We start from the raw sequence: 15,609 nt of genomic DNA, 5'->3' as shown, positions 1-15,609 counted from the left end.
GCACTGTCATGAGATCCCCAGCTCGCTGTCGATGAGAGCGAAGACCTCGTCGTCGGTCGCGGATTCGATGTCGTTGCCGGTGGACGCCGGCTCGCCGCCCAGCTTCGAGAGCACGTCGCGCAGCCGCAGCGTCAGCCGGGTGCGGGACTGCTCGTCGACGTCCGACAGGACCGCCTCGAGGCGGTCGAGTTCGGCGAACGCGGCCAGCACCGCGTTGGTGTCGCCCGCCTCGCCGGAGAGTTCGGCGCGCAGGTACGCGGCGAGGGCCTTCGACGTGGGGTGGTCGAACACCAGCGTCGCGGGCAGTCGCAGCCCGGTCGCCGCGTTCACCCGGTTGCGCAGCTCGACCGCGGTGAGCGAGTCGAAGCCGAGCTCGTTGAACGGCCGGTCGGCGGCGACCGCGCCCGGGTCCGGGTAGGCCAGCACCCCCGCCACCTGGGTACGCACCACATCGAGCAGGATCGCCTCGGCCTCCTCGGCGTCCCGGCCGGCGAGCCGCTGCCGCAGCGCGTCGGCCGCTCCCGCGTCGGCGCCGGCCGTCCGCCGGGCGGGCACCCGGACCAGCCCGCTCAGCACCGGTGGCACCATGCCCGCGACGGCGCGTTCCCGCAGGGCCCGGTGGTCGAGCTTGATGGGCGCCACCATGCCCCCGGTGTGCAGCGCCGCGTCGAAGAGCTCCAGCGCCTCCTCGACTCCGAGCGCGCCGACGCCGGAGCGCGACATGCGCCGCAGGTCGGCCTCGGTCAGCTGCTCCGCCATGCCCGCCTGCTCCCAGCGGCCCCAGGCCAGCGACACGGCCGGCAGGCCGTTCGCCCGCCGGTGCTGGGCGAGCGCGTCCAGGTAGGCGTTGCCGGCGGCGTAGTTGCCCTGGCCGGGCCCACCGAGCACCCCGGAGGCCGACGAGAACAGCACGAACGCGGTCAGGTCCCCGGTCAGCTCGTGCAGGTTCGTCGCGGCGTCGACCTTGGGCCGCAGCACCCGGTCGACCCGCTCGGGGGTGAGCGAGGAGATGACGGCGTCGTCGACGACGCCGGCCGTGTGCACCACGCCGCGCACCGGGTGCGCCGCGAGCAGCGCGGCGAGGGCGGCCCGGTCGGCGACGTCGCACGCGGCGACGGTGACCTCGGCGCCGAGTGCGACGAGTTCGTCGCGCAGCTCGGCCACGCCCTCGGCGGCGGGGCCGCTGCGGCTGGCCAGCACCAGCTCGCGTACGCCGTGCCGGGCGACCAGGTGCCGGGCGACGAGCCGGCCGAGCGCGCCGGTGGCGCCGGTGACCAGGACGGTCCCCTCGAACCCGGTCGCGGCGGCCTCGTCGGTGGCGCCGGCCCGCGCCAGGCGGGGCACCAGGACATCGGCGCCGCGGACGGCGAGCTGCGGCTCGTCGGAGCCGAGCGCGGCCGACAGGCCGGTCCCGGCGGCCCGGTCGTCGTCGACGTCGACCAGGACTAACCGGTCGCCGTGCTCGGACTGCGCGGAGCGGACCAGGCCCCAGGCCGCCGCCCCGGCGAGGTCGGTGACGTCGCCGTCGGGGCGGGTGGCCACCGCGCCGCCGGTCAGGACGGCGAGGCGGGCGGCGGCGAACCGCTCGTCGGCGAGCCACTGCTGCGCCAGGGCGAGGACCTGGTGGGTGGCCGCGCGGGCCCGCGCGTCCTCCGCGACGCCCCGGTCCGGGGTGCACCGCGCCACCACCACCTCGGGCACCGCGGCACCGGCGTCGACGGCGGCGGCGAGGGCCGCCAGGTCCGGGTACGCGGGCGCGTCGAGGCCGTCGATCCGCTCCCCGAGCACCGCGAGGGTGCGCGGCCGGGGCGACCCGGTCAGCGGCGTCCAGTCCAGGCGCAGCAGCGACTCGTGCCGGTCGCGGCGCAGCGCCGCCAGCTGTTCGGGCGACACCGGGCGTACCGCCAGCGCCTCGACCGAGGCCACCGGAGCGCCGGCCGCGTCGGCCAGGGTGATGGCCACCGTGCCGTCGCCCGGCACGATCCGGGCCCGCAGCCGGTCGGCGCCCGCCGCGTGCACGGTGAATCCGCGCCACGAGAACGGCAGCACCGGGTCGCCGTCGCCGGTCGACGCCACCGCGTGCAGGACGGCGTCCAGCAGCGCCGGGTGCAGGCCGAAGCGGCCGGCGTCGTCGTGGGCCTGCTCGGGCAGGGTGAGCTCCGCGAACACCTCGTCGCCGCGCCGCCACGCCGCGGTCAGGCCCTGGAAGACCGGGCCGTAACGCAGGCCGCGCGCGAACAGGTCGTCGTACGCCGTGGCGACGTCGACCGGCTCCGCGTCCGGCGGCCAGGCCCGCAGGTCGGCGCCGGCGGTCCCGGCCGGGGTCAGCCGGCCCACCGCGTGGGTGGTCCACCCGTCCCCGTCCTCGGTCCGCGAGTGGACGCCCACCTCCCGGCCGCCGTCGGGCGCCGGTTCGCCCACCGTCACGCGCACCTGGACGCCGCCGGAGTCCGGCAGCACCAGCGGCGCCTCCAACGTCAGCTCCTCGACGCGCGGGCAGCCGACCTCGCGGCCGGTGTGGGCCGCCAGCTCGACCAGCGCCGCACCGGGCAGCAGCACCAGGTCCGCCACCGCGTGGTCGGCCAGCCACGGGTGGGTGGTCAGCGCGAGGCGGCCGGTGAAGACCGCGCCGCCGTCCGGCAGCTCGACCGCCGCGCCCAGCAGCGGGTGGTTGGCCCGCGTCTGGCCCAGCCCGCTCGCGTCGCCGGTGCCGGCGCCCGCCCGGGGCCAGTACGGCTGGTGCTGGAACGCGGACGTGGGCAGTTCGACGGTCCGCCCCGGCACCACCGAGGGCCAGTCGACGGGCGTGCCGCGCACCGCGAGCCGGGCGAGCGCGGTGGCCACGGTCTCCGGCTCGGCGCGGCCCTTGCGGCACGCCGGGATCCACTCGCCGTCGGCCACGTTGCGCCCGAGCGCGGTCAGCACCGCGTCGGGGCCGATCTCCAGGAAGGTGGTGGCCCCGGCCGCGGCCAGCGTGGCGACGGCGTCGGCGTACCGGACCGGCTCGCGCACCTGTCGCACCCAGTGCTCGGCGTCCAGCGTGGTGGGCCCGCCCGTGACCGTCGAGACCAGCGCGACGGCCGGCTCCCGGCAGTCCACCTGGGCCACCACCGCGCGGTACTCGTCGAGCATGGGGTCCATCAGCGGCGAGTGGAACGCGTGCGACACGGTCAGCCGCCGCGCCCTGCGGCCCTTCCCCGACAGCTTCTCGGCCACGGCGAGGGTGGCGGCCTCCTCGCCGGAGAGCACCACCGACTCCGGCCCGTTCACGGCCGCGATCGCCACGGCGTCGGAGAGCAGCGGGACGACCTCGTCCTCGGTGGCGCGTACGGCCACCATCGCGCCACCGGTGGGCAGCGCCTGCATCAGCCGGCCCCGCGCCGCGACGACCTTCGCGGCGTCGGCCAGCGACCAGACCCCCGCCACGTGCGCCGCCGCCAGCTCACCGATCGAGTGCCCCGCCACGAAGTCCGGCCGCACCCCCCACGACTCGAACAACCGGAACAGCGCCACCTCCACCGCGAACAACGCCGGCTGCGCCCACCCCGTCTGATGCACCTCCTCGGAGTCCAGCACCTCCCGCAACGGCCGCTCAAGGTGCCCGTCGAGTTCCGCGCACACCTCGTCGAACGCCGCCGCGAACGCGGGGAAGGCCATCAGCTCCCCCGCCATGCCCACCCGCTGCGACCCCTGCCCGGTGAAGACCATGGCGAGCTTCCCGCCGTCGGCCGTGCCGGTCACCACCTCGTCGCCGAGCAGCACCGCGCGGTGCGCGAACCCGGCCCGCCCGGTGGCGAGGGTGTACGCGACGTCGACGGGGCGCAGCGTCGGGTCGGCGGCCACGTGGGCGCGCAGCCGCGGGATCTGCTCCCGCAGCCCCTCCTCGGTCCGTGCGGAGAGCAGCCACGGCGTGAACGGCACGGCCGGCTCGTCGGCCGGCGGCGCCGGGTCGGCCTGCTCCAGTACGACGTGGGCGTTGGTGCCGCTGATGCCGAAGGACGACACGGCGGCCCGCAGCGGGCGGTCGGCGGCGGTGAGCGGGACGCTCTCCGAGGCGACGCGTACCGCGCCGGCGGACCAGTCCACGTGCGGCGAGGGCTCGTCCACGTGCAGGGTCTGCGGGAGCACGCCGTGGCGCAGCGCCAGCACCATCTTCATGATGCCGGCGACCCCGGCGGCGGCCTGCGTGTGCCCGAGGTTCGACTTGACCGAACCGAGCAGCACGGGGGTGGCCCGGTCCTGGCCGTACGTGGCGAGGACGGCCTGCGCCTCGATCGGGTCGCCCAGCGTGGTGCCGGTGCCGTGCGCCTCGACCACGTCGACCTCGGACGGCGACAGCCGCGCGTCGGCCAGGGCGGCCCGGATCACCCGCTGCTGCGACGGCCCGTTGGGTGCGGTGAGCCCGTTGGAGGCGCCGTCGGAGTTGACGGCCGAGCCGCGCACCACGGCCAGTACGGGGTGCCCGTTCCGCCGGGCGTCGGAGAGCCGCTCGACCACCAGCACGCCGACGCCCTCGGAGAGCGACGTGCCGTCGGCCGCGCCGGCGAACGACTTGCACCGCCCGTCGGGGGCGAGGTTGCGCTGCCGGGAGAACTCCAGGAAGGTGCCCGGCGTCGACATCACCGACACGCCACCGGCGAGCGCGAGGGAGCACTCCCCGTTGCGCAGCGCGGAGATGGCGAGGTGCAGGGCGACCAGCGACGACGAGCAGGCGGTGTCGACGGTCATCGTCGGGCCCTCCAGCCCGAGCGTGTACGAGATCCGGCCGGAGATGACACCGCCGGAGTTGCCGGTGGAGAGGAACCCGTCGACCGACTCGGCGGAGCGGCTCAGCACGGTGCCGTAGTCGTTGTACATGACGCCCGCGTACACGCCGGTGCGGCTGCCGCGCAGCCTGGTCGGGTCGAGGCCGGCTCGCTCCAGCGCCTCCCACGAGGTCTCCAGCAGCAGCCGCTGCTGCGGGTCCATCGCCAGCGCCTCGCGCGGGGAGATGCCGAAGAAGCCGGGGTCGAAGTGGGCCGCGTCGTGGAGGAAGCCGCCCCGGTCGACGTAGCTGGTGCCCGGCGTGTCCGGGTCGGGGTCGAAGAGCGCGTCGAGGTTCCATCCCCGGTTGCCGGGGAACGGCCCGATCGCGTCGCCGCCGCCGACCAGCAGCCGCCACAGGTCCTCGGGCGTACGCACGTCGCCGGGGAAGCGGCAGGCCATGCCGACGATGGCGACCGGCTCGTGGTCGTGCCGGGTCACGGCGACGTCCGCCGTCGCGGTCCGCCCGCCGGCCAACTGCGACACCAGGTGACCGGCCAGCGCCTCCGGCGTCGGGTAGTCGAACACCAGGGTCGCCGGCAGCCGCAGCCCGGTCGCCGCGCCGAGCTGGTTGCGCAGGTCGAGCGCGGTGAGCGAGTCGAAGCCCAGCTCCTTGAAGGGGCGCCCGGCCGGCAGCTTGTCCGCCCGGGCGTAGCCGAGGACGGACGCGACCCGGGTGAGCACCACCTCCAGCACGACCTCCGCCCAGCGCTCGCCGGGCACCTCGGCCAGCCGCTGGGCGAGGGAGGAGCCGCCCACCGCCCGGCGGGCCGGGGCGCGGACCAGGCCGCGCAGCAGCGTCGGCGGTTCCCGGTCGTCGCGGCCGAACGCGGCGAGGTCCACCGGCACCGGCGCGAGCAGTGCGTCGGCCGACCGGACGGCGGCGTCGAACAGCGCCAGGCCGTCCTTGCTGGACAGCTCGCTCATGCCGCTGCGCGCCATCCGGCCCAGCTGCGCGCCGCCCACGTCGGCGGTCATCTCGCTGCGCTCGGCCCACAGCCCCCAGGCGAGCGAGTGGGCGGGCAGTCCCGCGGCCCGGCGCCGCGTTGCGAGCGCGTCGAGCAGCGCGTTCGCGGCGGCGTAGGCGCCCTGGCCGGGGCTGCCGAAGATGCCGGCGGCCGAGGAGAACAGCACGAAGGCGCTGACGTCCCCGGCCAGCTCGTGCAGGTGCCAGGCCGCGTCCACCTTGGGTCGCAGCACCGCGGCCAGCTGGTCGGGGGCGAGCGTGGCGATGGTGGCGTCGCCCATCACGCCCGCCGTGTGCACGACGCCGGTGACCGGGTGGTCCGCCAGCAGCGCCGCGACCTGGTCGCGGTCGGCGACGTCGCACGCCAGCACCGTCACTGTCGCGCCCAGCTCGGCGAGTTCGTCGCGCAGCTCCGCCGCGCCGGCGGCGGCGAGGCCGCGGCGGCTGGTCAGCACGAGGTCGCGTACGCCGTGCCCGGTGACCAGGTGGCGGGCGACCAGCCCGCCCAGGGTGCCGGTGCCGCCGGTGACGAGCACCCGGCTGTCCGGCCCGAACACCGCCGGCCCGGCGACGTCCTGCTCGGGCACCCGGGCCAGGCGGGGCGCGCGCACCACGCCGTCGCGGACGGTGAGCACCGGCTCGCCCGTCGCCAGCGCCGCCGCCACCAGTTCGTCGGCGGTGTCGTCGGCCTCCAGCAGGACGATCCGCTCCGGGTTCTCCGCCTGCGCGGAGCGGACCAGGCCGTGCACCGCCGCGCCGGCGAGGTCGTCCGGGCGGGTCACCACGACGAGCCGGGTCTCGGCCTGGCGGGGGTCGGCGAGCCACTGCTGGATCGTGGTCAGCGCGTACGCCGTGAGGTCGGGCACCGCGGCGATGCCGGGCGCGGCGGAGAAGCACGGCAGGAAGAGCGTGTCGGCGGCCACGTCGGCCAGCGCCACCGGCGGCGCGCCGAAGATCGCCGTGTCGCCCAGCGTCTGCCACGTGCCGCGCTCGCCCCGGCCGGCGGGCAGCGGCACGTGCTCCAGCCGGAACAGCGACTCGACGAAGCCGCTGCGGCCCTTGAGCGCCTGCGGGGCCACCGTGCGTACGGTGAGCGCCGCCACGGAGGCGACGGGGGCGCCCGTGTGGTCCGCGAGGAGCAGGGTCGCGCTGTCCGCCCCCGTCCTGGTGAGCCGGACGCGCAGGCTCGTCGCGCCGGCCCCGTGCAGCGTCACGCCGTTCCACGAGAACGGCAGCTTCGCCGCCCCGTCCCCGACGTCCGCGGCGAGCGCGTGCAGGGCGACGTCGAACAGCGCCGGGTGCAGGCCGAACCCGTCGACGTCGACGCCCTGCGGCAGGGCCACCTCGGCGTACGTCTCGTCGCCGCGCCGCCACGCGGCCCGCAGGCCCTGGAACACCGGGCCGTACCGCAGGCCGAGCCCGGCGAGCCGGTCGTACAGGTCGCCGAGGTCGACGGCCAGCGCGTCGGCGGGCGGCCACTCGGTGAGCTGCTCCCCCGTTGCCGTGGCGGCGGCGAGGACACCGGTGGCGTGCCGGGTCCACATGCCGATCCTCGCCTCGGTGTCGGTCTGCCCGTAGACGCCGAGCGCGCGGCGGCCGTGCTCGTCCGGTGCCTCCACCGTGAGCCGCAGGGCCACCCCGCCGTGCGCCGGCACGACGAGCGGGGCGGTGATGACGAGTTCCTCGACGGCCGGGCAACCGACCTCGTCGCCGGCGCGGACGGCCAGCTCGACAAGCGCCGTGCCAGGCAGCAGGACGGTGTCCAGGACGGCGTGGTCGGCCAGCCACGGGTGCGTCTCCAGGCTGATCCGGCCGGCGAGCACGACGAGGTCCCGCTCCGGGACGGTGAGCGCGGCGCCGAGCAGCGGGTGGCCCACGACGTCGATGCCGAGGCCGCGGGCGTCCACGGCGGACGCCGCCGCGAGCTGCCAGTACCGCTGGTGCTGGAACGCGTACGTCGGCAGCGGGGCCGGGACGCCGCGGGTGTGCGGGGACCAGTCGACGGCGACCCCGCGCACGTACGCCTCGGCCAGGGAGAGCTGGAAACGCGACAGGCCGCCCTCGTCGCGCCGCAGCGAGCCGACGAGCGCGGCCGGGGCGTCGGCGCGGTCCAGGATCTCGCGTACCCCCATGCCGAGCACAGGGTGGGGGCTGATCTCCACGAGGACGTCGTGCCCGTCGGCGAGCAGGCGGTCGATGGCATCCTCGAACCGGACCGTGCCGCGCAGGTTCGCGTACCAGTAGTCGGCGTCGAGGGTGGCGGTGTCGACGACCTCGCCGGTGAGCGTGGAGTACAGCGGCACGTCGGCGCTTCGCGGCCGGACGTCGGCGAGGACGTGCAGCAGCTCGTCCCGGATGGCCTCGACCTGCGCGGAGTGCGAGGCGTAGTCCACGGGGATCATCCGCATCCGCACGCCGTCGGCCTCGCACGCGGCCAGCAGCTCGGCGAGGGCGTCGGGCTCGCCGGAGACGACGGTGGCGGCGGGACCGTTGACCGCCGCGACGGAGATCCGCTCGCCCCACCGGGCGAGCAGCGCCTCCACGTCCGCCCGGGGCGCCGCCACCGAGGCCATGCCGCCGCGACCGGCCAGGCCGGCGGCGATCGCCCGGCTGCGCAGCGCGACCACGCGGGCGCCGTCGTCGAGGGTGAGCGCGCCGGCGACGACGGCGGCGGCGATCTCGCCCTGCGAGTGCCCCACCACGGCGGCGGGCCGCACGCCGTACGAGCGCCACAGCGCCGCGAGCGACACCATCACGGCGAACAGGACGGGCTGCACCACGTCCACCCGCTCGAGCGACGGCGCGCCGGGCACGCCCCGGACGACGTCCAGCAGCGACCAGTCGGTGAACGCGTCGACGGCGCGGGCGCACTCGTCCATCCGGTCCGCGAACACCTCGGCGGTGTCCATCAGCTCGACGGCCATGCCCGCCCACTGCGAGCCCTGGCCGGGGAACATGAAGACGACCCGGGGCTCGTCGCTCAGCACGGCGCCGGTGGCGACGGTCGGCCCGGGTTCGTCCGCCGCGACGGCGGCCAGGCCGGCCCGCAGTTCGGCGGGGTCCGCGCCGACCACGACCGCGCGGTGCTCGAACCGGGCGCGCGTCGCCAGGGCGGCGGCGACGTCGGCCGGGGCGGCGGGGTGCCGGTCGAGGTGGGCCACCAGCCGGGCCGCCTGCTCGCGCCGGGCCGCGGGCGTACGGCCGGACACCACCCACGGCACCGGTCCGGTCGCCGCCACGGTGGGCTGCGCGGCCTCCGGCGCGGGCGGCTCCTCGATGATCACGTGGGCGTTGGTGCCGCTCACGCCGAACGACGAGACGCCGGCGCGGGACGGTTCCGCGCCCCGGGGCCAGGCGACGGCCTCGGTCAGCAGGTCGACCGAGCCCTCGGTCCAGTCGACCTGGTCGCTGGGGGCGTCCACGTGCAGCGTCTTCGGCAGCAGCCGGTGCCGCATGGCGAGCACCATCTTGATGATGCCGCCGACGCCGGCCGCGGCCTGGGTGTGACCGATGTTGGACTTGACCGAGCCGAGCCACAGCGGCCGGTCCCGGTCCTGACCGTAGGTGGCGAGGATGGCCTGTGCCTCGATCGGGTCGCCGAGGGTGGTGCCGGTGCCGTGCGCCTCGACCACGTCGATCTGGTTGGCCGACAGCCGCGCGTTGGCCAGCGCCGCCTGGATGACCCGCTGCTGCGCCGGCCCGTTCGGGGCGGTCAGGCCGTTGGAGGCGCCGTCCTGGTTGACCGCCGTCCCGCGGACGACGGCGAGCACCTGGTGCCCGTTGCGTCGGGCGTCGGTGAGCCGCTCCACGATCAGCATGCCGACGCCCTCGGCGAAGCCGGTGCCGTCGGCGGCGGCGGCGAAGGACTTGCACCGGCCGTCCGGCGACAGCCCGCGCTGCTTGGAGAACGCGACGTAGGTCTCCGGGGTCGCCATCACGGTGACCCCGCCGGCCAGCGCGAGCGAGCACTCGCCGTTGCGCAGGGCCTGCACGGCCAGGTGCAGGGCGACCAGCGACGACGAGCACGCGGTGTCGACGGTGACGGCGGGCCCCTCCAGGCCGAAGGTGTACGCCACCCGGCCGGAGGCGATCGCGCCGGTGGCGTTGTTCTCCGCGTAGTCGTGGTACATCATCCCGGCGAAGACGCCCGTGTCGCTGCCGCGCAGCCCGGTCGGGTCGATGCCGGCGTTCTCGAGGGCCTCCCACGACGTCTCCAGCAGCAGCCGCTGCTGCGGGTCCATCGTCAACGCCTCGCGCGGGCTGATCCCGAAGAACTCCGGGTCGAACTGGGCCGCGTCGTGCAGGAAGCCGCCCTCGCGGGTGTACGAGCGTCCCGGCGTGCCGGGCGTGGGGTCGTAGAGCTCCGCGACGTTCCAGCCGCGGTCGGTGGGGAAGCCGGTGATGCCGTCACCGCCGGCGGCGACGAGGTCCCACAGGTCGTCGGGGGTCCGCACCCCGCCGGGGTAGCGGCAGGCCATGCCGACGATGGCGATCGGCTCGCGCAGCGTCGAGTTGAGCTTGCGGTTCTGCTCCCGCAGCCACTCGTTCTCCTTGAGCGAGGCCCGCAGCGCGGTGACGAGCTTCTCCTCCGAGTTGGCCATGTGGTCAGCTCCCCGCTTCCGTCGTCGCTTCACCGAGGTCGGCGAGCGCCATGCTGATCAGTGCGTCGGCGTCCATGTCGTCGATGGATCCGCTGGGTGCGGCGTCCGGCTCGGCGGCGGCGACCCGGACGCCGCCCAGTTCGAGCAGGCTGTCCATCAGGCCGGCGTCCCGGAGCCGGCTGAGGGGGATGGCGAGCAGGATGCGGCGGACCTCGTCCTCCGGCAGCCCGCCGTCGCTGCCGGTGTCGGGGACGAGCCGCTCGTACAGCAGCTCCGCGACCGCGCGGGTGTTGGGCCGGTCGAAGGTCAGGGTGGCGGGCAGCCGCAGGCCGGTCGCGGCGTTGAGCTGGTTGCGCAGTTCCAGCGCGGCGAGCGAGTCGAAACCCAGCTCGGTGAAGGCGCGGCCGGGGTCGACGGCGTCGGGGTCGCGGTGCCCGAGCACCGTCGCGACGTTCGTGCGGACCAGGTCCAGCAGCAGGTCCGCGCACTCCGGTCCGGACCGGCCGGCCAGGCGCGCGGCGAGGCCGTCGCCGGTGGACGCCGCCCGCCGGGTCCGGGGACGGACCAGGCCGCGGTAGAGCGGGCCGTCGACCACACCGAGGTCGAGCCCGATGGGTACGAGGACCGGCGCGGCGCAGGTGAGCGCGGCGTCGAACAGCCGCAGGCCCTCGTCGACCGGCAGGGCGCGTACGCCCGCCTGGGCCAGCCGCTGCCGCCCCGCGCCGGTCAGCTCGCCCGCCATCCCCCCGTCCCACATGCCCCACGCCAGGGACTGCCCGCTCAGGCCGGCCGCCCGGCGTCGCACGACCAGCGCGTCCAGGAATGCGTTTGCGGCGGAGTACGCCGCCTGGCCCACGTTGCCGAACACGCCCGCCGCCGACGAGAACACCACGAACGCCGACAGGGGCGTCCCGGCCGTCACCTCGTGCAGGTGCCACGCCGCGTCCACCTTCGGCGCCAGCACCCGGTCGAGGCGCTCCGTCGACAACGACGCCAGCAGGCCGTCGTCCACCACGCCGGCGACGTGCACGACCGCCGACAGGTCGCAGCCGGCGACCAGCTTCGCCACCGCGTCGCGGTCGGCCACGTCGCAGGCCGCCCAGCGCACCGACGCGCCCGACGCGGTCAGCTCCGCCGCCAACTCCTCGGCGCCCGGGGCGCCCGCGCCACGGCGGGACACCAGCAGCAGGTCGCGCACCCCGTGCACCGCCACCACGTGCCGGGCCACCACCGCGCCCAACGCGCCGGACGCGCCGGAGACCAGCACCGTCCCGGCGTCGAGGTCCGTGGCGACCGGGTCGGCGGTGGCCGCCCGGGCCAGCCGGGCGGCGTACGGGACGCCGTCGCGGACCACGAGCTGCGGCTCGTCGTCGGCCAGCAGCACGTCGCCGTCGACCAGGACGACGCGGTCGGGGTGCTCGGCCTGGACCGAGCGGACGAACCCCCACACGGCGGCGCCCGCGAGGTCGGTGACGTCCTCGCCGGGCAGGGCCACCGCGCCGCGGGTACGCACGACGATCCGGGGTCCGGCGGGTTCGGCCAGCCACGACGTGAGCTCGTCGAGGACGCGGTGCAGCACGGCGCGGACGCCGGCCGGGGTGTCCGCCGGGGCGGGGCCGGGCGGGAACGTGGTCGTGTCGAGCAGCCGTACGTCCCCGTCCTGCCCTGCGGCTGCCGGCACGGGGGTCCAGGTCAGCTCGTACAGCGAGTCGTGGTGGGTCGGGCGGGCGTCGAGCGCGCCGAGCGGCCGGGTCTCCAGCCTGCCCACCGACACCACGGGAGCGCCCGTGCCGTCCGTCGCGGTGATCGCCCAGCCGGAGTCGACGGGGGCGATGCGGACCCGCAGGGCGGTGGCGTTCGTGGCGTGCAGCACGACATGCTGCCACGAGAACGGGAGCACGGTGTTGCCCGTGCCGGCGGGGTCGGCCAGCAGCGGGGCGTGCAGCGCGGCGTCCAGCAGGGCGGGGTGCAGCGCGAAGCGCTCGTCCGCCTCGGGGAGGGTGACCTCGGCGAACAGTTCGTCGCCGCGTTCCCAGACCGCCGTGACGCCACGGAACGCCCGCCCGTACTCGTAGCCGGAGTCGGCGAGCCGGTCGTAGGCGTCGGTCAGGTCGACCGGCCGGGCGTCGGCGGGGGGCCACTCGGTCACGGTGTCCGGCGCGGCGACCGCGTCCGCGGCGACGAGTCCGGTGGCGTGCGCCGTCCAGGTCCCGGTGTGCTCGCCGCGCGAGTGGATCTCGACGGTGCGGCGGCCCTCCTCGTCCGGCTCGCCGACGCGCAACCGCAGTTGCACCGCGCCGTCGGTGGGCAGGACCAGCGGGGCGACCGTGGTCAGCTCCTCCAGCACCGGGCAGCCGACCGCGTCCGCGGCGTGCACCGCGAGTTCGACGAGCGCCGCGCCGGGAACGAGCACGACGCCCGCGACGACGTGGTCGGCGAGCCACGGGTGGGTGCCGGTCGACAGCCGGCCGGTGTAGACGACGCCGTCGAAGTCGGGCAGCGCGACGGCCGCGCCGAGCAGGGGGTGCTCGGTGTCGGCGAGCCCGAGCCGGCTCGCCGCCCCGGTCGCGGCGGCGTTCTCCGCCCAGTACCGCTGGCGTTCGAAGGGGTACGTCGGCAGCTCCGTGGTCCGGGCGCCGGCGAAGAACGTGGGCCAGTCGACCGGGACGCCACGGGTGTGCAGGTCGGCGACGGCCCTGGTGAGGGTGTGCGTCTCGGATTGTCCTCGGCGGGTGGTGGCGATGGCGGTGGCGTCGCCGGCGGCGGCGGTGGCGAGGACGGTGTCGGGGCCGATCTCGAGGAAGGTGTCGACGTCGTGGGTGGTGGTGAGGGTGGTGACGGCGTCGTGGAAGCGGACGGCCCGGCGGACCTGGTCGACCCAGTGGTCGGCGGTGGGTCGCAGCGGTTGGCCGTCGACGGTGGAGACGAGGGGGATGCGGGGTTCGTGGTGGGTGACGGACGCGGCGACGGCCCGGTAGTCGTCGAGCATCGGGTCCATCAGGTGGGAGTGGAAGGCGTGCGAGACGGTGAGGCGCTTCGTCCGGTGGCCCTGGGCGGCGAGTGCGTCGGCGGCGGCGCGGGTGGCGGTGTCGTCGCCGGAGATGACGACGTTGGTGGCGGTGTTGACGGCGGCGATGCCGACGGTGCCGGTGAGGTGGGGGGTGACCTGGTCCTCGGTCGCCTCGACGGCGATCATCGCGCCGCCGGCCGGGAGTGCCTGCATGAGGCGGGCGCGGGCGGCGACGAGGGTGGCGGCGTCGGTGAGGTCGAGGACGCCGGCGATGTGGGCGGCGGCGAGTTCGCCGATCGAGTGTCCGGCGACGGCGTGGGGGTGCACGCCCCAGGATTCGAGGAGTCGGTGCAGGGCGACCTCGAAGGCGAACAGGGCGGGCTGGGTGTAGCCGGTCCGGTGCAGCTCGTCGGTGTCGATGACCTCGCGTAGGGGCCGGTCGAGGTGCTTGTCGAGGGCGGCGCAGGCTTCGTCGAAGGCGGCGGCGAAGACGGGGTACGCGGCGGCGAGTTCGGCGCCCATGCCCGGCCGCTGCGCGCCCTGCCCCGTGAACAGGAAGGCGAGCCGCCCGCCCGTGCCGGCGGGGGTCGGCTGCACGCCGGCCTCCAGCGCGCGTACCAGCTCCGCGAGGTCGCGGCCCACCACCGCGGCGCGGTGCTCGAACGCGGTGCGCCCGACGGCCAGCGTGAACCCGACGGCCAGGGCGAACCCGGCGTCCTCGGGGTCGCGGCCCGCCACCGCGCCGGCCAGGCGCGCGGCCTGCGCCCGTACCGCCTCCGGCGTCCGTCCGGAGAGGACCCACGGGATCACCGGCGGCTCGGCCGCGGCGACGGGCTCGGGGGCCTCCGCCGGCTCGGGCTCCTCCAGCACCACGTGGGCGTTGGTGCCGCTGATGCCGAACGACGACACGGCGGCACGACGCGGGCGGTCGCCGGCGGGCCACGCCACCGGCTCGGTCAGCAGCGACACCGCCCCCGCCGACCAGTCGACCTTCGGGGACGGCTCGTCGACGTGCAGGGTGCGCGGCAGCAGCCCGTGCCGCAGCGCGCCCACCATCTTGATCAGGCCGGCGACGCCGGCCGCGGCCTGGGTGTGGCCGATGTTCGACTTGATCGAGCCCAGCCAGAGCGGCCGGTCGCGGTCCCGCCCATAGGTGGCCAGGATCGCCTGCGCCTCGATCGGGTCGCCCAGGACGGTGCCCGTGCCGTGCGCCTCGACCACGTCGACCTGGCTCGCCGACAGTCGCGCGTTGGCCAGCGCGGCCCGGATCACCCGCTGCTGCGCCGGCCCGTTCGGGGCGGTCAGGCCGTTGGAGGCCCCGTCGGAGTTGACGGCCGTGCCCCGGACCACCGCCAGCACGCGGTGGCCGTTGCGCCGCGCGTCCGACAGCCGCTCCAGCACGAGCACGCCGACGCCCTCGGACCAGCCGGTCCCGTCGGCGGCGGCGGCGAAGGACTTGCAGCGGCCGTCCGGCGACAGCCCGCGCTGCCGGGAGAACTCGATGAACGTCTCCGGGGTCGCCATCACCGTCACGCCGCCGGCCAGCGCCAGCGTGCACTCGCCGTTGCGCAGCGCCTGCCCGGCGAGGTGCAGGGCGACCAGCGACGACGAGCAGGCGGTGTCGACGGTGACCGCCGGCCCCTCCAGCCCGAACGTGTACGCCACCCGACCCGAGGCGATCGAGCCCGTGGAGCTGTTGCCCGTGTAGTCGTGGTACATCATTCCGGCGAACACGCCGGTGGCACTGCCCCGCAGCCCCGCCGGGTCGATGCCCGCGTTCTCCAACGCCTCCCACGAGGTCTCCAGCAGCAGCCGCTGCTGCGGGTCCGTGGTCAACGCCTCGCGCGGGCTGATCCCGAAGAACTCGGCGTCGAAGTTCGCGGCGTCGGGCAGGAAGCCGCCCTCGCGGGTGTACGACCGGCCCGGCGTGCCGGGCGTGGGGTCGTACAGCTCCCCCACGTTCCAGCCCCGGTCCGTGGGGAAGCCGCCGATCCCGTCGCGTCCGGCGGCGACCAGGTCCCACAGGTCCTCCGGCGTACGCACGCCCCCCGGATACCGGCACGCCATTCCGACGATCGCGATGGGCTCGTGCGCGGCCTCCTCCGCGTCACGCAGCTTCCGCCGCGTCTCGCGCAGCTCCGCTGTCGTCCGCCTGAGGTAGTCGAGCAGCTTTTCCTCGTTGTCGGGCATCGACGTCACTCCAAGGGCGGACCGGTGGGGGATCGTGT

At 76.2% G+C, this 15,609-nt stretch carries 2 protein-coding genes; both read right to left on the bottom strand.

Annotation, left to right across the window (positions count from 1 at the left end):
• Positions 1 to 6 precede the first annotated feature (6 nt).
• A complete protein-coding gene (locus ACN27A_RS28425) occupies positions 7 to 10,371 on the bottom strand; it encodes an SDR family NAD(P)-dependent oxidoreductase (RefSeq protein ID WP_421457649.1) in 10,365 nt (3,454 codons plus the stop codon).
• A gap of 4 nt (positions 10,372 to 10,375) precedes the next feature.
• Entirely contained in the window at positions 10,376 to 15,580 is a 5,205-nt protein-coding gene (locus tag ACN27A_RS28420; protein WP_421457648.1) for a type I polyketide synthase, read from the bottom strand.
• Between the last annotated feature and the right edge of the window lie 29 nt (positions 15,581 to 15,609).

The sequence above is a fragment of the Micromonospora sp. WMMD737 genome (genome assembly GCF_049179055.1).
GTDB classification, from domain to species: domain Bacteria; phylum Actinomycetota; class Actinomycetes; order Mycobacteriales; family Micromonosporaceae; genus Micromonospora; species Micromonospora reichwaldensis.
The sequence above is the reverse complement of the archived record's forward strand: the minus strand, read 5'-3'. Positions and strand labels throughout refer to the sequence as shown.